17 protein-coding genes and 1 pseudogene are annotated in these 18,288 nt (G+C 39.0%); 9 read left to right on the top strand and 9 right to left on the bottom strand.

The features are described 5' to 3' along the window. Positions 1-4: 4 nt before the first annotated feature. A complete protein-coding gene (locus tag I6F40_RS14485; protein ID WP_197193119.1) occupies positions 5-1,144 on the top strand; it encodes an MFS transporter in 1,140 nt (379 codons plus the stop codon). Between the two features lie 521 nt (positions 1,145-1,665). On the opposite strand, the gene I6F40_RS14480 is transcribed toward I6F40_RS14485, so the two are convergent. From I6F40_RS14480 to I6F40_RS14470, 3 genes are all read right to left on the bottom strand, one after another. Next, complete coding sequence (locus I6F40_RS14480) at positions 1,666-2,547, bottom strand: alpha/beta hydrolase (protein ID WP_010552777.1); 882 nt, start codon at positions 2,545-2,547, stop codon at positions 1,666-1,668. A gap of 30 nt (positions 2,548-2,577) precedes the next feature. Beyond that, entirely contained in the window at positions 2,578-3,189 is a 612-nt protein-coding gene (locus tag I6F40_RS14475; protein WP_024593948.1) for a MarC family protein, read from the bottom strand. A 166-nt stretch (positions 3,190-3,355) separates the two neighbouring features. Then, positions 3,356-3,838 (bottom strand): GNAT family N-acetyltransferase, encoded by a 483-nt coding sequence (locus I6F40_RS14470; protein WP_024593949.1) that lies wholly within the window; start codon positions 3,836-3,838, stop codon positions 3,356-3,358. Positions 3,839-3,945: 107 nt separating this feature from the next. Between I6F40_RS14470 and I6F40_RS14465 the strand changes: the two genes are divergently transcribed. Continuing rightward, entirely contained in the window at positions 3,946-4,146 is a 201-nt protein-coding gene (locus I6F40_RS14465) for a hypothetical protein (RefSeq protein WP_007586727.1), read from the top strand. 58 nt (positions 4,147-4,204) lie between these two features. Here the strand turns inward: I6F40_RS14465 and I6F40_RS14460 are convergent, their stop codons facing one another. After that, positions 4,205-4,399, bottom strand: a complete 195-nt coding sequence (locus I6F40_RS14460; RefSeq protein ID WP_024593951.1) for a CPXCG motif-containing cysteine-rich protein — start codon at positions 4,397-4,399, stop codon at positions 4,205-4,207. 287 nt (positions 4,400-4,686) lie between these two features. Here I6F40_RS14460 and msrA point away from each other — a divergent pair, with 287 nt between their 5' ends. Beyond that, positions 4,687-5,286, top strand: coding sequence for a peptide-methionine (S)-S-oxide reductase MsrA (gene msrA / locus I6F40_RS14455; protein ID WP_166379321.1), 600 nt, complete (start codon positions 4,687-4,689; stop codon positions 5,284-5,286). Positions 5,287-5,512: 226 nt separating this feature from the next. Continuing rightward, positions 5,513-6,427, top strand: a complete 915-nt coding sequence (locus tag I6F40_RS14450) for a 2OG-Fe(II) oxygenase family protein (RefSeq protein ID WP_166379323.1) — start codon at positions 5,513-5,515, stop codon at positions 6,425-6,427. An 83-nt stretch (positions 6,428-6,510) separates the two neighbouring features. On the opposite strand, the gene I6F40_RS14445 is transcribed toward I6F40_RS14450, so the two are convergent. From I6F40_RS14445 to I6F40_RS14430, 4 genes are read right to left on the bottom strand one after another with little or no spacing between them, the layout of a single operon-like run. Next, positions 6,511-8,622: a TonB-dependent siderophore receptor gene (locus I6F40_RS14445; RefSeq protein ID WP_197193118.1), complete on the bottom strand. Its 2,112-nt coding sequence runs from the start codon at positions 8,620-8,622 to the stop codon at positions 6,511-6,513. A gap of 24 nt (positions 8,623-8,646) precedes the next feature. Further along, positions 8,647-9,960, bottom strand: a complete 1,314-nt coding sequence (locus tag I6F40_RS14440) for a DUF3526 domain-containing protein (protein WP_197193117.1) — start codon at positions 9,958-9,960, stop codon at positions 8,647-8,649. Then, positions 9,957-11,405 carry an ABC transporter permease gene (locus tag I6F40_RS14435; RefSeq protein ID WP_166379329.1) on the bottom strand — a complete coding sequence of 483 codons (1,449 nt, stop codon included), beginning with the start codon at positions 11,403-11,405 and terminating at the stop codon, positions 9,957-9,959. Before I6F40_RS14435 ends, I6F40_RS14440 begins: the two co-directional genes overlap by 4 nt. Further along, a complete protein-coding gene (locus tag I6F40_RS14430) occupies positions 11,405-12,121 on the bottom strand; it encodes an ABC transporter ATP-binding protein (RefSeq protein ID WP_166379341.1) in 717 nt (238 codons plus the stop codon). The genes I6F40_RS14435 and I6F40_RS14430 overlap by 1 nt, the downstream gene beginning before the upstream one ends. Positions 12,122-12,577: 456 nt before the next feature. Between I6F40_RS14430 and I6F40_RS14425 the strand changes: the two genes are divergently transcribed. The 5 genes from I6F40_RS14425 (at position 12,578) to I6F40_RS14405 (ending at position 17,709) form a co-directional block, all read left to right on the top strand. Continuing rightward, a complete protein-coding gene (locus I6F40_RS14425) occupies positions 12,578-13,840 on the top strand; it encodes a hypothetical protein (RefSeq protein WP_166379331.1) in 1,263 nt (420 codons plus the stop codon). A gap of 2 nt (positions 13,841-13,842) precedes the next feature. Then, positions 13,843-14,289, top strand: a complete 447-nt coding sequence (locus tag I6F40_RS14420; RefSeq protein WP_166379333.1) for a hypothetical protein — start codon at positions 13,843-13,845, stop codon at positions 14,287-14,289. Next, the gene (locus tag I6F40_RS14415; protein WP_166379335.1) at positions 14,276-15,904 is read left to right on the top strand and encodes a sensor domain-containing diguanylate cyclase; all 1,629 of its coding nucleotides are present in this window, start codon (positions 14,276-14,278) and stop codon (positions 15,902-15,904) included. Before I6F40_RS14420 ends, I6F40_RS14415 begins: the two co-directional genes overlap by 14 nt. A gap of 163 nt (positions 15,905-16,067) precedes the next feature. Beyond that, positions 16,068-16,769 carry a metal-dependent hydrolase gene (locus tag I6F40_RS14410; protein ID WP_166379337.1) on the top strand — a complete coding sequence of 234 codons (702 nt, stop codon included), beginning with the start codon at positions 16,068-16,070 and terminating at the stop codon, positions 16,767-16,769. Between the two features lie 337 nt (positions 16,770-17,106). After that, positions 17,107-17,709 (top strand): thiamine biosynthesis protein ThiC, encoded by a 603-nt coding sequence (locus I6F40_RS14405; RefSeq protein WP_166379339.1) that lies wholly within the window; start codon positions 17,107-17,109, stop codon positions 17,707-17,709. A 407-nt stretch (positions 17,710-18,116) separates the two neighbouring features. Here the strand turns inward: I6F40_RS14405 and I6F40_RS19735 are convergent. After that, positions 18,117-18,288 (bottom strand): annotated as a pseudogene (locus tag I6F40_RS19735) (transposase); the annotation flags it as partial.

Raw genomic sequence — 18,288 nt, 5'->3', positions numbered from 1 at the left:
AAAAATGGGTATGTTAAAAACAGCGGGTAGCTTTACATTACTGTGTATCGCAAGCTTAACTATTATGGTGGGAACCCTACTTGCGCCAGGTTTAGTAAGTATTTCACAAGGATTAGGTATAACCGATAACACCGTACTTTTAATTACGTTGCCATCGTTAGGCGCTGTGGTTTTTGCGCCGCTAGCAGGAAAATTAATAGATAAATACGGAGCTTATAAACTTTTAGTAATTGGGTTATTTTTATATGGGGTTGCAGGTGGCAGTGCTTACTTTTTAAAAGGCCCAACGCTTGTATTTGCTAATCGATTTTTACTCGGCGGTATAACTGCTGTGGTAATGGCAAGTTGTACGGTTTTAATTTCTGCGTGGTACACAGGCGAAGCACGCCTTGGCATGATTGCAAAACAAGGCATGGCGATAGAGTTAGGCGGTGTTATATTTTTATTTTTAGGCGGATTATTAGCGTCGCAATTTTGGGCGCTGCCATTTTCACTTTATTTAATAGCGTGGGTATTTTTGGCCATGCTTTTATTATTTGTGCCAAGTAAAAACTCACTGGCTAGTAATAGCGATGAAGTGTCAGAACATCTACACCACAAAGCTAACAATGGCCTCTCGTTAAAAAGCGTTTATGTAATTTCAACACTCGCGATGACCATATTTTTTACGTCTACTGTGTTACTGCCCATTACAATGAACGAGGAAAACTTTAATGAGTCACAAATAGGCCAACTACTCGCATTTATATCTTTAGTGGCTGTAGTTACCGCAGGCTTTATGCCTAAAATAACAAAGAAGCTTGGTGAGCCCAAGGTTTTAGCATTTGCCTTTTTAGCGTTTAGTTTATCGTATATTTGTTTTACACAAGTAAGCACCCTACTTTTAATTTTAGGCGCAATATTAATAGGTATAGGATTTGGTTTTAGTATCCCGCTTTTAAACCATATGACGGTAGAGCTCAGTGATGTGAAAGTACGCGGCCGTAACTTATCGTACTTTACGATGGCTGTATTTTCGGGTCAGTTTTTTACCTCATTTATGCAGTACATACCTGGTGGTGAAAAAAACGTATTTATAATTTGTAGCGTTTCAGCATTTATAATTGCACTGGTATTGTTTTTTAAACCTATCAAAGCAAAGTAGTCGTAACTTACAAAAGAGCATTTTTATAAATGCTCTTTTTTACCTAAACCTCCCGCTTTATTATTTACACTACCTTACTGATTATTTTTTTCTAATTTAACTCTATTGCTAAGTTTAGCGTTATACTAACATTTAGTATGATGTGTTCTTTTACTATAAAGCCACCAGCTAATTTATATTAACTGCATTAAGAGTGTAAAAAGATGGTGAAATTATATTGAAATTGCAAAGTACTTACACTGCTTATTGCTGATCACAAAGGCGTAAGGCTGATTAAAAGCAGTAACAAATAGATGCGTATATGCTCATAGGTACTGACAGCATTCTAACTCAATAGCTACGCACTGTATATAAATACAGTGCATGTATTTCCTGTGCAAATATAATTTAAACCAACTTTCCTTTGTAAGTCGTTAATAATATTAAACTAAGTAAAGTGCTATAAAATTGATTGAGCATTCTAAATACACAAAACAGCGGTAACTGTATATACATACAGTTACCGCTTAAACCTATCTAACCTACTTTTTAATAAACGCACTATAACCAGCTAATGCCTTTGATACACTAAGTGGTGGATTATCTGAATGCTCAGCACCTTCGTTTATAGCGCTTTGCCACGCAAGGTTATTATTAGGGTTTGCTTTTAAAGCAGACTCTAAATTATTAAACGCTTTTAACATTAACGGATGCTCTGCTCCACCCACCGAAAGATATAAATAAGTAGGCGCCTTAACTTTGTTAGCTTGAGTAGTTAAAAACGCTTCTACATTATTAACCACTGTCATGTCGTCATACCAAGCCGCTGGGCTAAATGCAAAGTAGCCATTAAACAGTTCAGGCCTTGTATGCAGTGTATAAAGTACAAAGCTGCCACCGGCAGAAAAACCACTTAATACACGGTTATTACTAAGCTTATATTTTGCCGATAAATACGGGAATAACTCAGTTTCAATAAACGCTAAAAACTTGTCGGCTTCACCATTAGGCTCTATAAGTGTTTCGCCCTCTGGGCGCGCTTGTGTATTTACATCTTGGCGAGCATAAGGAGGCACTAAATCGCGATTACGTGTATCTGTAAAAAACAAATTAGGAATAGACACCAATATAGCCTTATCCCCTTTTTCGCTCTTAGCTTGTTTTGTAAGTGCTTTGTCCCATGTATCTAAATTAAAGTTACCATCGGTTTTAATAATTAACGGATACGCTTTTTTAGGATTGTAATTAGCGGGTAATCTTATAAACACTTTGCGCGACTCATTAAGCACGCTTGAGTTAATTGTTACGTCTGTATAGGCCGATACATAATGGTTGTAATAGCGTATGGCTAAAATACCGATAGCAAAAATGACTACGGCTAAACTTAAATTAATAAAATAGTGTTTTGTTATTTTTATTGCCATGCGGCATTCCTTCAAATGTTTAAGAGTTATTTAATCGAGCTTAACCCATTGTTTTATTTCAAGCGCGGTCATAATAAGCTCAACCGAAAACGCGGCTAAAATCATCCCCATCACACGCGTTAAAATAGACGCGCCGCCAGTACCAATAAGCTTAATTATTTTACCCGAAAGCAGCAACAGTATTAGTGTAATACCCAACACACCAAGTGTAACAAGCGCTGTGCCTATTTGAGTAGTAATTGGGTGTATGTGGTTATCGGTAAGTAGTATCACCGCCAAAATAGCGCCAGGGGTCGCAGTTGCTGGTATAGCTAGCGGAAACACTGCTATATCGTGATCGGGGTCTTGTTTAGCTTTGTTAGAATCGTTTCCAAATATCATTTGCAGGCCAAACAAAAACAATATAATTCCGCCTCCTAACTGAAACGACACCAACCTAATTCCCATCGCATTAAGTATTAGCTGCCCTATTAAAATAGAACCCAATAGTACGCAACCAGCGTAAAGCACCGTTTTAAAGGCTGTTTTACGACGTTGTTGATCTGTTAAATGAGAAGTAAGCGCAGCAAACAGCGCCATAGTGCCTATTGGGTCAATGGTAGCCCAAATAACAAGCGCATCTTGAGATAGTTTTTCTAGCATATAAAATCCTTGTTAAGCGTAAACGTTTTTTAAACACGGGTAACAAATTCATTTGCTTACGCTTAACTATAATAGAAAGCCGTTATTTTTTGTATTTTATTTACACTTGGGGGCGTTGACCTTTCAGGATTGAAAAAAGATAAGCACTTATAATTGCCGTCTTTCGTTAAAGTGATTTATGCCAAATAGAATTTTCTCTTAAGCTAAAACCTAACTTAATAAGTAAATTATGGGAACGTGCATTGTGTGCACTCACCTCAGCCGATAAATGTTTAAGCGGAACATGCTTAAGTAGCGTTTCAATAAAACCAGTGACTACTTCAAACATTACGCCTTTATCCCAAAAGTCGGGGTGCAGCTCAAATCCTATAAACGCACTACTTTTACACGGCGTTAAATTATAAAGCCCACAAGTACCCATTAACTTCCCAGATGTATTATGTTCAATTGCAACTCTAATCACTTCGCCTTCGTAGTAGGCACTAATATCATCTTGTATTAATTGTTTGATTTGTGTTTTGCTGAGCGGTGTTTCGTAGTCGTTAAATTCTGACACATGCGGGTGGTTTAAAATATTAAATAAACACGCAGCGTGTTTGTGGGTAATTAAACGCAGCGTAACACGTTCAAGCTTTGTGGTATTAAACATTTTATTTAAGTGGTTAGTTAAATTAGCTCTTTATGGGCAGGCATTATTAACTTACCATACCCCATTAACAAGCATTATCTTTAAAGCAAAAAGAGTAAGAGAACGTAATGAGTGACGATTTTCAAGTAATACAACCCACTACCACAGTATATTGCCCAAAGCGCGGCGAAGGCTGGACCTTAACAGGCATTACTAATATTAACGAGTTTACCTCAGTAATGTTTGACGGCACACGCTATACACTTCCAGCACGCGAAATAGTAGAAGAACTTCTTCCTAACCAGCTAGCGCGTGAGCAAAATAGCTAACCAAACACATACACAATAAAAAGGCTGCAATTTTGCAGCCTAATATCTAATTAACGAGTTAAAATGCTTCGTCTTCACTGTAAACATTAACGTTTAACTCGTCCTCATCTTCAAATACTACAAACGAAATAGGCTTACAGCATACTTGGCAGTCTTCTATGTATTGCTCATCAATATCTGCTGCATCAAGTAATACTTCAATACTTTCTCCACAATAGGGGCAGCTTATTGATTTTTCAGTTAACTGGTTCATTTATCACCTGCTAATTTATATCTCGAATGTTGTCACTTTAATGAACAAGCCAGCATAATTCAACACCCCATTAAATAACGCTTATTTGGCTAACCCAATTAAACCATGCTACTAACTAAAAAGTGATCTAAATACCTGCTTTACGTTTATAAAACATCTTAAGCACATTAGTTTGCACCATATATAAGTTAGCCAGCTAAAACTATGCCTCTACAATGAAATAGTATTAGCACTTAGCGGGTCTAACTTCATAAGTATTTAAACTCACACTTCAGGTGGATAATTTTATGAAAAAATCACTCGCACTCGCATTAACATCTGCCGCAATATTATTTAGCACATTTACTCATGCAGCTAAAACCGAAAAAGCCGTTCTAGCTGGAGGTTGTTTTTGGTGTATGGAAAGTGACTTTGAAAAGCTAGAAGGCGTAACCGATGTAATATCGGGCTTTACTGGCGGCAAACTTAAAAACCCGACATACAATGGTAATCATAAAGGCCATTACGAGGCTGTAGAAATTACTTACGACCCAGCCATAGTAAGCTATCAAGGTATACTTGATCATTACTGGGTTAATATTGATCCCTTTGATGCCAAAGGCCAGTTTTGCGATAAAGGCCCTAGTTACTTAAGCGCTATATTTGCACAAAACGACGAACAACGTAAATTAGCTGAAAAAACAAAAGCAGCAGTAGTTGCCGAGTTTCCTAATCAAACTGTGGTTACACCTATACTAAACGCAAGTACCTTTTACCCTATTAAAGGGAGGGAAAGCTTTCACCAAGATTATTACAAAAACAACCCAATCCGATACAACACCTATCGTTGGCGTTGTGGTCGCGACAGCCGCCTAGAAGATATTTGGGGCGACAGAGCAACCCACTAGTATTTATTAAGCAACTTAAATTACACCAACAAAAGGCTGCGTATTGTGCAGCCTTTTACATATCTACAAAGCTAGCTTTCTCTGCTTCAAAAAGTATACAAATCTTCATTATCAATAAATAGTATATTCTGTTTCCTAAAGCAGGCTGTTTATCTACTGAATCAAATGCAATAAATTGCACTCCTAGATTGATATAAACCAAATTCAACAACTGGAGTTACACAAAATGTTTGCCAATCAATTACAGCTAGCGCGTGCTCTAGAGTTACCTACACGCCAAGCCATGCTTTACCGTGAACCAGCAGTACAACACTTTTGGAATAGCAACACCGACCTAATTACAAACGCGTGGAGCGAATGGGAAACAACATCAATAGATGGCTCAACGTTTACGCTTGACGACACACTACTTGATAAAAACCTACGTGAAGCAGTAAAGCAAGCATGGGAAGATCCATCAAAAGAGCTGGCCGTAAAAGCGTTATTACACGAAGTAGCGCCTGATGTATTTCAATTTCAATTTTTTGATCCAGAGCGCCTTGCCGTATTACGCGGGTATTTAGAACAAGTATGGAATTCGCAAATTCCTATGCGCCCACCATATGGCATAGTGTTAAATCGCCGTGGTGCCATGCTTGATAGCCGATCAGAAGGTTATTTAGCAGCGCCAAGCTTTCAAGCGTTTTATAACGAAATACTAAACACTTATATGCGCCCTATTTCGCGTATGTTGTTCCCGGAGGTTACGGGGTTTGATACACAAACGTTTGGTTTTTCTATTTATTATGAGCCAAACACAGATTCGTCAATTCGCCCACATACCGATGCATCGGCCGTAACGCTTAATATTAACTTAAACTTACCAGGCGAAGAGTTTACAGGGTCAGAAGTTGACTTTTATCACCCGTACACAGGCGACATTAAATCACTTACGTTTAAGCCCGGCACTGCCATGTTACATCGTGGCAATATTGCACACGCAGCAAAGCCTATTACCAGTGGTGAGCGAACTAATTTTGTTTTGTGGTTGTATGGAGAACGCGGGCGATTACCAGCACAAGGTGCACCACGCATTCCTATTAATGCTAAACAGCGCTGGATTAACCCTAAAAAGACGAACGACGGCTATGCACCGTTTTAATCGAGTTTTTAACTAAGTTTTTAACTAACAAAAAGGCTGCTTAATTTAAGCAGCCTTTTTGTTAGTATCGTTTTAGTTTACGTTTAAAACTTATACGTTGCAGATAGCCTTACACTTCTGGGTGTGCCCGGTTGAACCCAGGCATCAGCAAATGAGTTAGTGTAATAGGTCTCATCAAACAGGTTATCTACTTCTGCACGCAAGCCAATTGCCTTAGTTACATCAATATCTATAAAAGTACGCGCTGTTGCATAGCTTGGTAGCTCAAAGTCGGTACCAAAAAAACCGTTTCGAGAGTCTACATAAACTAAACCTGCGCCAAATTTAATTGCTTTGCCATATAACTCGGCTGATTTAACAAGCTGTAAACTAAGTTGATGTTTAGGAATATTTAATAAAGAACTGCCCGCTTCAACGGTATAGCCAAAGTTAGCATCAAAAAATGAGTTTTCAATAGTTGCATCAACATACGCATACGATAACCAAAGGCTTACATCATCCGTTAGCTCACCGTTTATATCAATTTCTATGCCTTTGCTTTGTGCTTCGCCTATTGCAGCAAAAGTAAATGCAGTGGGATCGTCAACCACCAGCATGTTGTCTTGCTCTACTTTAAACATCGCGATAGTGCCAAATAAAGCGCCATCGTTTAAAGTAAATTTAACTCCCAACTCTGTTGAAGTAGATTGATTTGGTTCAAACCCATCGCCATTTGTATCAGTGCCTGATAAAGGCCTAAAGTTTTCGCCATAAGCGGCATAAACAGATACAAACTCGCTCGCCTCATACACAACACCTAACTGGGGGCTAACACGTGACTCATTTTGTTTTGATTGCGTGTCAGCTAAACGATTATTAAGTGTTTTTTGGTAGTCATCAAAACGTATACCAATACGTACATCAAGCTTATCGGTTAGGCTTATTTGGTCTTGTATAAATACACCTAACGACTCCTGTACTTCTAACTTATCGGTATTGGCCGTTGGCGTAGGTAACTCATATGCTCCATATACAGGATTAAAAACATTTATATACTGATCGCCACGTACACGAAGAACAAATTGATCATTTTCGAACTTATCAGAATCAACACCAATTATTAAACGGTGATCCAACCCTGCAACCTCTAAACTACCTGTCACCTCTGCTCTAAATACCTGATATTTTGCATTGTAATCACGGTAGCGCCTAAAGCGATTTACTTCGCCATCAATCACGTCATCAAAACCAGTTTCGGTAGCAAACCCTTCAAGTGAGGTATCACGGTAGTTAGCGCCCAGCAATACGCTCCAATTATCATTAAAGTCATGAATAAACTCTAATTGATGGCCAAGTACATCAGCCTCTATTGGGCCATCACCTGGCTCACCTAAAAAGCGGCTCTCTGGTATTAAACCAAGTTCGCCATCTATGGCTAATACGCCTCTATCAAAAGGGACCTCTTGGTCGCTGTATTCAAGCTCATATATTAGCTGGCTATTATCATTAATATTCCATGTTATTGATGGGCTAAAGCCTTGTTTAGTTGTCTCTATTGTATCGCGAAAGCTTTTTGCGTCTTCATAAAAACCAACCAGTCTAATTGCTACGTCGTCGCTAAGGGGCGTGGTGTAATCTACATCAGCGCGGTAGGTATCAAAGCTGCCTACGCTTAGCTTTAGCTCGCCGCTTGTATCAAACGTTGGGCGCTTAGTAACGAGATTTACAGTACCGCCAGGTTCACCACGGCCAAATAAAGCAGCACGTGGACCTTTTAACACCTCAACCGATTCAATACCCGACAAATCACGTGAGCCACCAAAGCCACGCCCAGCATTAAACCCATTGACAAGGTAATTGCTTGGCAAGTTTTCATCGCCTACAAAGCCACGTAGCGCAAAGCTATTCCAAAGCCCGCCAAAGTTATTTTGACGCGCTACCGATGCCGATAAATCAAGCGCTTGATTTAAATTTATCGCACCTGCGTTTTCAAGCGCTTCTAAATCTATTTTTAATTCTGATTGCGGAGTTTCTAAAGGGCTAAAATTGCCTTGATAAGCTTGGCGCGAGCCAATCACTGCCAATCTTTCTATAGAGCTATTATTTACGCTGTCATCCTTTGGGGTTTGTTCAGCAGCCATAGCGTGGCTGCTAAACAAACTGACTAAGCATGCGCTTAAATAGCTGAGCTTTAGCCCATTTTTATTGGTATTCATTATAAACCTTGTTAATTAGTTGACTCATAAATTTTCTTTTAGCTTAACGCCTGTAACGTCAGGCTCATCCGTTTCATTAAGCATTGTTTTTTTAAAGCTAGGCATACTCTTAAGCGCAGCTTTAGGTGGATTGCCTTTTATAAACAGCCAAGGGTAGTAAAACTCCCTTAAACTTTTATGAAATCCTCGCATACGGTATTCATATCTAAATGCAGCTAAAGCATCAGTGCTCGCCAGTCGGGTAAAACTGCGTTGTAGCAATAGTGGTGGTGAAAACCACGATACAATCCCCGCTAGTTGATACTTTGTATGCGCTGCATCACGATAAGCATGTGAAAGTTCACCTGCTTTTTCGTCTCCAACTTGCTGAAATGCGTAATACCATTTCCACTCAAACTCGCTTTGCATATCAACATGATCTTTCCACTGTGGATTTGATGCTACAAAAGCATCCATTGTGGTTTTCTTTGGCAAGTCCCATGCATCGTTAACCGCCTCACGCTGAGTAAGCACAATGTCGCCGCCCTTTGGTGAGTGAACCGTTTTGTTTATAACTAAATCGCCTAAAATAGGAATAATAAAGGCAACTAACACCCAAAAACCGATTAATGTTGAAGCAACACGCGGCGCACTGTTGGCATTTTTGTCCCACCACACACTAAGCAAAGTCCAAAACGCAATGTAAATTACACATATAAAAGTAACAAACCCCACATCAGCAAGGGCCGAATGACTAAGCAATGTACCTACATAAAATGGCAACATTAAACACACTATTACTGCTATTAACCTTACAGCTATACGCGCCCCCCATAATGCAAAGTACGACTTAGCCGTAGTCACTAATAAGTCATGTCTGGCGCTTGTTCGCTCATTAGCAAATAAATCATGAAATAGTAAAATAACTATCAGCGGTGCTAATGCACTAATTACAAATACAAAATCAATTTTACCTGCCTGCGCTAGCTCTGCGTTTTGTGAATCGCTCTCGTAAATTTGCCTCTCTAGGGCAAGTAAATTTAAGCGGTGTTTCCACGGATAAATATCGCGCTCGCCTAAAGCAGCAAACGCTAAATTTGAAGGTGCTGAATACGTTAAATGAAAGCTGTAATAGGCAAGCGAACCAGCATCACTGTATTTATTTTGTACGTTAGCTAATTCAGTTAAATCAGCCGTTTTTAAACGCTCAATAGTATGTTGTTGCTGGCTTACTTCACTAAGGCCGCTGAAAACTGCAAACCCTGATATAGCAAATGTACATGCTAGTAATATCACTAAATATTTTTGGCGAAGTAAAAAACGCCATTCACGAATTAGCTGTGAAAATACATAACTCATAACAAACGCTTCCCTACAAATTTAATACCGCCTAACAGCACTGCAATCCAAAGAAATAACTGTAAAAATGCAGGGATACTTCGCTGCGCTCTCACTTGTGCGTTATCTATATTAAAAGTAAAGTTTTGCAGTACTTGCCAATTTTGTGCACTTACACGAGCTTGCTTAGTCGCTTCGGTACTGGCATTGCGGTTCATATCGTCTTGGTAGCTAAGCTTTTCTACATGAACTTTGTTAAGCCCTTGCACAAAATCAAAACGCAACTGTTCGGTTTCACGCAAAAAGCGGTGATGAGTTTCAATACTCGTTCCTACTACAATCATCGATAACGACCGAATAGCCACCATAGGTGAAACCCAACCAAAATAACGAGATACCTTCGTTTGTTTAAGCTCAGCTTGCATACGTTGCTCGGCAAATTTGTTTAGTACGTTAGTCAATTTTGCTTCAGATTCGCTGGCTACTAATCCTCTAAAATTAATCGGTAGTTCATCTATACTTTTAACGTTGTACTTTTTAAGAAGTGATTGTTTAAATTGCATAAAGGCAGGGTCGTTTGCGTTATGGCCGTCGCCTAATTTTCTAAGTTGTGCTTTTACAGCAAAGTCTGTTTCTATTTTACCGGCAGATGGCACAGCCGTTGAGGCACTGGTACTTGCTACGCGTGGCATAACAATACACAGTAAAATCCACACAAAGGCAAGTGCGGTAAAGCTGCCACTGTTTTTACTAAACACGCTCGATGCCAGTAAAATCAGTAATACCCACACAGTTAAATATAAAGCGTAGCCAACAACAAAACTTACAACTGCCAGTAAGCTTTCGCCCGCAGCAACCGTAAATAAAGCCGATACCGTAAGCGGAGTTAAAATTAAGCCTACAACAGAAAGTAGCGCCAATCCTTTACCTGCAATTAGCGTTACACCCGATGTACCTTGCGATAACAAATACGAAAGCGTTTGCAATTCGCGCTCTCGGCTAATACCGCTGTAGCCAATTAATATTAATAATAACGGTGCGAGTGTTTGCACAATAAATGCAGGCGTTAAACTGCCTAATTTAGTTAATGCAGTCCCTTGGCGACTATCTGCAAACATTGCGCTGTTTTGTCTGTGCCCTTCTAAAAATATAGAGTTGCCTGTATAAGCGTCAATACCAGGGTCTAGCGTACTAAGTGGCGAAGGCGTTCTAAACGCATAATGCCCGTAATGCACCATTCTGTGTGGATGGCGGTCGGGTTGATCAACAAAGCTTTTATCGCTTGTTGTTTGTAACTCATGGCGAGTATGGCTTAGCTCCATCATGGTAATAGCCGTTACAATTACCGAAGCAAGCGTGAGCACCAAACCTATAGCAAGCACGGTCATTGCTATTTTTGAGCGTAGCCAATAACGCCACTCATCTTTGGCAACAATCACCACCTTTGAAAAGTTATTTATACTCATTAAGCACCTCTTTTAGCGTGATGCCCAAACGCAGCGTGTACTTGCTCGGTATCAATACGCCCACTTTGGGGCGCATCAAACTCACCCACCAGCTCACCGTTTTTAAGTAAACCAATTCGATTAGCGACTTGGCAGGCACCGTATACATCGTGGGTAACCATTAAAATAGTCGCACCAGTTAATGCAAGTTCACGTACAAGTTGATTAAATTCATCAATAGCAACAGGATCAAGGCCAGAGGTTGGCTCATCAAGTAAAAAAATGGGTGCTTCACGCAGTATCGCAAGTGCAATTGCTGTTTTTTGCCTCATACCTTTTGAATAAGTTTGCATGTGGCGATCCCACGCATCGTGTTGCAGTGCAACACGATTAAAAGCCGCGTTAATTTGCTCATCTGATTTTTTAATATCAGCGAGTGATAAAAAATATTCAATATTTTCGCGAGCAGTTAAATGCGGATATAACGTAGCCGACTCTGGCAAATACGCTGTTTTACCTCGCACAAAATCAAGCGCTTTACTCACCTCTTTACCCGCTACTTTTACAGAGCCTTCGGTTGGTTTATTAAACCCAAGTAACGTTTTTAACGTGGTTGATTTACCCGCACCATTACCACCAAGTAGCGCATAAACCTCACCTGCAGCCACACTAAAGCTTAAGTTTTTTAAAATAGCGTTATTTTTAATACTAAAATTTAAAGAACTCACTTCAATCATCGCATCACTTAGGACGGCGCCTGCATTGCTAAGTTGTTTATCAAAAGTTTTAGGGGCAATTGTTGGTGTTTTATTAATCGCGGTAGGTGTTGTCACACTCAAACTCTATTTAGGGAAATTAGATAGGTGTGAATGTTATACTATATCAAACGCTAATTGCAACAATATAACATCACTATAATTAACAAATAAGATAATTATGGTTACTTAGTTAATAAGTTATTACTTTGGGAGGTAAAATTAAAGCAACTTAAAATAACCCCTTACACATAGAATTTAGGATGATGTTATGTTTTTAATTTACAATTTAACGTAAATTAAAAACCAAGCATAAGGAGTGAAATTTTTTAGCTTTGCCATGCTAACGCATTTGGTAAAATCTTATGTTGAGTAAGTTGGTAATTTAAAAAAATGTGCTATCTTTTAAATATCCATATCATAAAAATAAGCGCTAACATGTTGTTCCGAGGTACAATTGCCATAGCCATATTGGTAATTTCTGCTGCTAATAAAAGCGATGCAAATGAAGTAGACGTGCAATTTAGTGGTTTTGCATCTTTAACACTCAGTTACACTGACGATTCAGATATCGGCTTTGCATCAAATTATTTAAACGAAAACGATACAGGCTTTTCAGCAACGCGTGATTCAATTTTAGGTGGGCAAGCTAATATATCGCTCTCAAAAAATTGGGACTCTGTGGTTCAAGTAGTAGTACAAGATCATACCTTCAAAAGTCTTGATAATTTTTTAGAACTCGCTTTTGTTCGTTATCGCCCCTCGCGACATTGGGCTATTCGTGCTGGCAGGCTAAACAGCGATCTTTACTTACTCTCTGAATATCCTTATGTAGGATACGCCTATTTGTGGATCCGCCCTCCTCATGAATACTACTCTTTTGCAAACATTGCAGGAAATTACGACGGTGTGGATATTGAATACAGTAAAGCCATTGATGAAGGTTTTTTACGCTTAAAGCTCGCATATGGAAGCTCTACAGCAAAGTTAAAAGCCTATAATGACGACTTTTTTATTGATTTTGATAATTTAACCACCTTTAGTGCCACCTATTCTCTAGATGCATGGACCGCACGTTTCTCTTTATCTAAATCTGATTTTGGTGACTATACGCTAACCTCATTAGATGAGTTTTTAGCCTTACTAGACGCAGTACCACAAAGTATATGGCCACAAGCACAAACGATATCTAACAAATTTAATACCAAAGGCCACAGTATAGAATACGCAGCGTTTGGACTAACCTACGATCATAATAATTGGCTTATTCAATCTGAAGTAGGTATTTCGGAATCCGATTGGATAATAGCTCCATCAGTATTCAGCACTTATATTAGCGCTGGTTATAGGGTAAATAATGCAATATTTTACACTAGCTTTTCAGCAGCAAAAAATCGTCACGATGTTATACAAGTAAACGAACCTGTTTTTTCACCAGGCATACCCGATCAAATTTCAGAGCCAATACAACAGCTAGCACTTGCAACACAGGCTGCTATTAAGGTGCCTTATGTTCATCAGCATTCAATTAACATAGGTGTAAAATGGCAACTGTCGGAGCGATTAGCGCTAAAAGCTCAACTAGACCGCTTTGATATAAAGCCCGAAGGCGCGGGTTTATGGAGTCTTAGTAATCCTGCCGATGTAGACAAAGGCCACAAAGTACATATGCTAAGTTTGAACGCTAGTATGGTGTTTTAACAATGATGAGCTATCGTAACTCACTCCTTTATGTGTTGCTGCCGCTTTGCCTGATTCTTGTTAGTGTTAATGCCAAATCTACAGAGTTTGTAGTGGTGGTAAATAAAAACAATACAATTAACGCTTTATCTAAACGCGAAGTTATTGATATTTATATGGGTCGCTATTTAACGTTTCCTGATGGTGAAACCTCTAAGCCACTTGATTTACCGGCGCAATCAACATTAAAAAATGATTTTTACCTGCAACTGGTCAATAAAAATGAGCAAAAAATTAATGCTTATTGGGCAAGGTTATTATTTTCAGGGCGCGCAAAGCCCCCTTCACCATCAACATCCGTTGAAGATGCGTTAAACAAAATCGCTGCGTCACAATTTGCAATTGGTTATATTCCTCAATCGCAAGTTACAGACGCAGTAAAAGTGGTATACACATTTGATAAAAATTAGCCAAGCACTCTACGTACGCGTTGCTCTATCAATCGCTATTGTCGCCATTGTAGTTACATTAGTATCGTCAACACTTTCTTATTACTCGGGTCTTAAAGAAAAGAAAAACACCAATTACCTACTCGTGCAGCAGTTAGCTCAAACAATGGGAAAAACAGCCGCCATAGCAGCCTACCTAAACGACCGTGAATTAAGCCAAGAAATTATTAATGGCTTGCTAAGTAATGATTTAGTGCAAGGCGCAAGCTTAGAAGGAGAAGTAAACCCAAAAGGAGAAATGGATTTATTTATTGCAAGTGGCTCTACTAACAAGAAAAAAGAAGCTGTTTTAATTAAATTAGTTCACCCCTTTATAGAAGACACTTTTATAGGTGTGCTGGCCATATACCCCGACGATAACTTTATTGAACAACAAGCACAGTCATCACTTATAAAAGAATTTATTTTAATGCTGATTCAATCAATCGTCATCGCTTTTTTTGTGTCGCTGGTTGTACGCAAATGGCTCACTCAGCCTATTCAAAACCTAACAGACAGCTTTGCGACAATTGATCCTACCAATCCCGAAACCATGACAATGCTAGAGTTTAAGCAAGGTAAGCGAGACGAAATAAGCAGGCTAACGCAAGGTATAAATGCCTTAATGCATGAGTTAAAGTTAACCATTAGTAATGAGCAATCCCTTCGTAAAAAAACTCAAGAACTAGAAGCTAAATTTAGACTTATTTTTGAACAAGCCAGCGCCGGTATTTGTTTATTAGATGACAAAAATATTATCACCACCTTTAATCCCGCGTTTAAACATTACTTTACCGTACCCGGCGAAGAAGAATTATCATCCTTGCACTTTCCTGCTCTATTAAATAACGTTGATGAATTACAAAGCCTGCTTGCAGATATTCGTTGTGATAAAAACCCACCACAAGCAACCCTAGATATAGAGTGCAAAGTGGGCTATAAAACCATTTGGTTGCACTGCTTATTTGTAAGACTAACAGAGCAACGTGAAACAAAGCGAAGCGCTCATCAAGAACATTTCGTTGAAGTAATTTTACATGATGTAACTGAGCGCGCCGAACGCGAATTTCAAACCCGCTTTGAAGCCGATCACGACCCACTTACCGACCTACTTAACCGTCGAGCCGGCGAAAAACGCCTTAAAAAAGCACTGCGCGAGTGCATTAAACACAATCAGCACCTAGTACTAATGATGATTGATTTAGATAAGTTTAAACCCATTAACGACACCTACGGCCACGAAGCCGGTGATAAAGTACTTATTGAAATAGCACATCGATTTAAAAAGCACTTTAACCAAGAAACCGACATATGTATCCGCCTAGGCGGTGACGAGTTTATAGTTGCAAGGCAGGTTAATACCTACAACAAAGCAGCATCGCGTGAGCAATCAATCGCTTTGCTAAACGAGTTACAACAAGACATTTATATTTCACAAAATAAAACATGCGCAGTGGGTGCAAGTATTGGTATTGCAGTCGGCCCTAATGATGGTGAAGAGCTACTCGAATTAATGATCAATGGTGACAAAATGCTCTACCACGTAAAAGAAACAGGCCGAGGGCAAATTGCATTTTATGACGAGTTTAAAAAGTAAGATGGTTAATTGAGCTCTTTCAACGCAGTTAGCACTAAAAATGGCTACTAGAGAGTGACTTAGAAGCAGAGCCAAGGTTATTTAAGCCCAATTTTTAAAGAACATTGAACAATAAACTTTTCAATTGTTAGAATGCCCCCCTATTTTCCTATCAAGAGATACAATGGCAAACTTCAATACTCATCTTAATACTGCCGTAATCATCACAGGCTTAACCTCAGCCACCTTATTATCTGCAGGACATATTGAATTAAAGGGCGCACTCTGGTTATGGTTTTTAGGCTCAATCGGCGGCTTATTACCAGACATAGATTCAGATAACTCAACATCACTCGATACTATTTTTAACTTATTCGCACTCAGCGCTGTATTACTGGTACTGCATTACATAACCACCGAACTCATTATTACAATTAGCTTTATCGAGTTAATCGTAGTGCCGTTATTGGTGTACGGGTTTATGAAATATATTATTAGGCCAATTTTTGAATGGATCACAGTACATAGAGGCAGTTGCCACTCTTTACTATTTATAGTGTTATGCGCACTATTAACGACTCAAGTAGTATGGAAACTGAATGACCAATCAACCACACAAGCAGCCGTTTTTGCCTGGTTAACGGGTGGGTTTATTTTACTAGGCGGGTTAATTCATTTATTGCTAGATGAAATTTACAGTGTAGATTTAAGCAATGTCACTATTAAACGCTCTTTCGGCACTGCTTTAAAAATAGCCGACTTCGATAATAAACTAATTACATTGGCGTCGGTTATTGCCATTGCAGGTTTAATCTATGTTGCGCCCCCTACAGAACAAACTATCACAGCCTTAAGTGACTGGTCCCATTTTACGTTTTTATCTTAACAAAGTAATAAGCCAGTTCACCACATGCTCAAAATGTGTGCCCGTTTAGTAATTTAAAGTCAATTCACTAAACGGGTATAAAACACCGTGTTTTAGAGGCATACATGGCTTAACCAAAGCGGCTTTGCAAAATTAGGTTTAATTAAAAGCCATAACCTGAGCTAATTTATTATTAATTAATACTTTTTATAGGTTTAAGTGAAATAATTAACTCGCTTTACCTGTCTTATACCTACAACGATAAACGCTATTTAAATACAAAGACTAAGCGGTTTGATACATTCAAACCCGCAACACCTGTTGAAAGCGTCAAATATAAAATCAAAAGAGGTCCATAATGGAATTTACACATAAACGCACCACCCTAATTACAGCATCGTTATTGTTGATATTGGCGATATCACAGGGTATTTATTCAGCCCTTTACAGTGCTGAAATCAGCTTTTCAAGACAGGTTGCTTGGGGGCTAGAAGCACTGATATTTACTTTACTTGTTGCCTTTGCAGGCACAGCTATGGTGCAAGCCAAAAACGCTCAACTAGGCTGGTCGGCTATCGCGTTTAGCGCAGTACTTAACATAGTGCAGGTAAGCATTGGCCTTACTTTGTTTTCTACATTTGGAAAGGTAGCGGGTACTGTAGAAGGCGCACAACCTTTAATTGGTGGCGTGGTTTCGTTGTCATTCATGATTTACTACGCAGCTAAATTATTGTTAGGATTAGCAGCCATTGTTTTTGGCCTGTCTTTTATCGCTAGAGGCGGCAAAGTAATTGGAGGCCTTACTGCCTTAGCAGGCGGAGTTGCAATGTTAGCCAATGGTATTTTAATTACCTTTGGTCGTGATGGATTTATGCCATCAGGTGTTGCTGGCGCTTCAGGCATGATTGCAACGTTACTTTTAGCGATATGTTTAATTAGTCTTAACCGTAAACAAGACTAAGGCTTAATACCTTATTAGTAAGGTAGTTACTTAAATAAGTTATGAACATCGGCGTGTATTAGAGATGCTAATTCGCCGATGTTTTGCGTTTAAAGTGACGCCCACTTTAAACTTAAAACGTTCGACTACCGCATCCCAAGTTAATGCCCTCTTCGTAATCTAAATGACTAAACTAGACAGCCACTTTAATTAAATGACTAAACTAGACAGCCACTTTAATTGAACAAACAAAACTATGCCAAAAAATTCGCTATTCAGATTAAGAATTTATCTTTTATAACTGGGTCACTTTATTTCATCCGTTAAATAAGTCATTAGCCCTATTAAACCTAAATTACACGCATGAAAATAACTGCATAATGCAGTTGTGATTTATTACTGAATAGTTTTACTGAGTAGCTTAAGTTTTATGCGAGTAGCTTTTCGCAGTTGCTAATATTTGATCGCCGTTTCCGCTTTAAATTTTCACAGTAACTTGCTTGTGAGGCTGGCCTGCCTACTGCACCATGAAATACGCGCGTAAATTGCGTAGTCAGTTTTAACCAGTTCTCTGGGGAGATATTAAGCCTTTCTAACAAA

This window comes from Pseudoalteromonas sp. SWXJ133, assembly GCF_015864365.1.
GTDB classification, from domain to species: Bacteria; Pseudomonadota; Gammaproteobacteria; order Enterobacterales; family Alteromonadaceae; genus Pseudoalteromonas; species Pseudoalteromonas arctica.
This window is presented reverse-complemented; position numbering and strand designations above follow the sequence as displayed.

Bases quoted from the DNA above. Each gene is read 5' to 3' on its own strand.
- I6F40_RS14485 (WP_197193119.1), top strand. From the start codon at position 5: ATGGGTATGTTAAAAACAGCGGGTAGCTTTACATTACTGTGTATCGCA.
- I6F40_RS14405 (WP_166379339.1), top strand. From the start codon at position 17,107: ATGGAATTTACACATAAACGCACCACCCTAATTACAGCATCGTTATTG.
- I6F40_RS14465 (WP_007586727.1), top strand. From the start codon at position 3,946: ATGAGTGACGATTTTCAAGTAATACAACCCACTACCACAGTATATTGC.
- I6F40_RS14470 (WP_024593949.1), bottom strand. From the start codon at position 3,838: ATGTTTAATACCACAAAGCTTGAACGTGTTACGCTGCGTTTAATTACC.
- I6F40_RS14430 (WP_166379341.1), bottom strand. From the start codon at position 12,121: ATGATTGAAGTGAGTTCTTTAAATTTTAGTATTAAAAATAACGCTATT.
- I6F40_RS14435 (WP_166379329.1), bottom strand. From the start codon at position 11,405: ATGAGTATAAATAACTTTTCAAAGGTGGTGATTGTTGCCAAAGATGAG.
- I6F40_RS14420 (WP_166379333.1), top strand. From the start codon at position 13,843: ATGATGAGCTATCGTAACTCACTCCTTTATGTGTTGCTGCCGCTTTGC.
- I6F40_RS14460 (WP_024593951.1), bottom strand. From the start codon at position 4,399: ATGAACCAGTTAACTGAAAAATCAATAAGCTGCCCCTATTGTGGAGAA.
- I6F40_RS14410 (WP_166379337.1), top strand. From the start codon at position 16,068: ATGGCAAACTTCAATACTCATCTTAATACTGCCGTAATCATCACAGGC.
- I6F40_RS14445 (WP_197193118.1), bottom strand. From the start codon at position 8,622: ATGAATACCAATAAAAATGGGCTAAAGCTCAGCTATTTAAGCGCATGC.
- I6F40_RS14450 (WP_166379323.1), top strand. From the start codon at position 5,513: ATGTTTGCCAATCAATTACAGCTAGCGCGTGCTCTAGAGTTACCTACA.
- msrA (WP_166379321.1), top strand. From the start codon at position 4,687: ATGAAAAAATCACTCGCACTCGCATTAACATCTGCCGCAATATTATTT.
- I6F40_RS14480 (WP_010552777.1), bottom strand. From the start codon at position 2,547: ATGGCAATAAAAATAACAAAACACTATTTTATTAATTTAAGTTTAGCC.
- I6F40_RS14425 (WP_166379331.1), top strand. From the start codon at position 12,578: ATGTTGTTCCGAGGTACAATTGCCATAGCCATATTGGTAATTTCTGCT.
- I6F40_RS14475 (WP_024593948.1), bottom strand. From the start codon at position 3,189: ATGCTAGAAAAACTATCTCAAGATGCGCTTGTTATTTGGGCTACCATT.
- I6F40_RS14440 (WP_197193117.1), bottom strand. From the start codon at position 9,960: ATGAGTTATGTATTTTCACAGCTAATTCGTGAATGGCGTTTTTTACTT.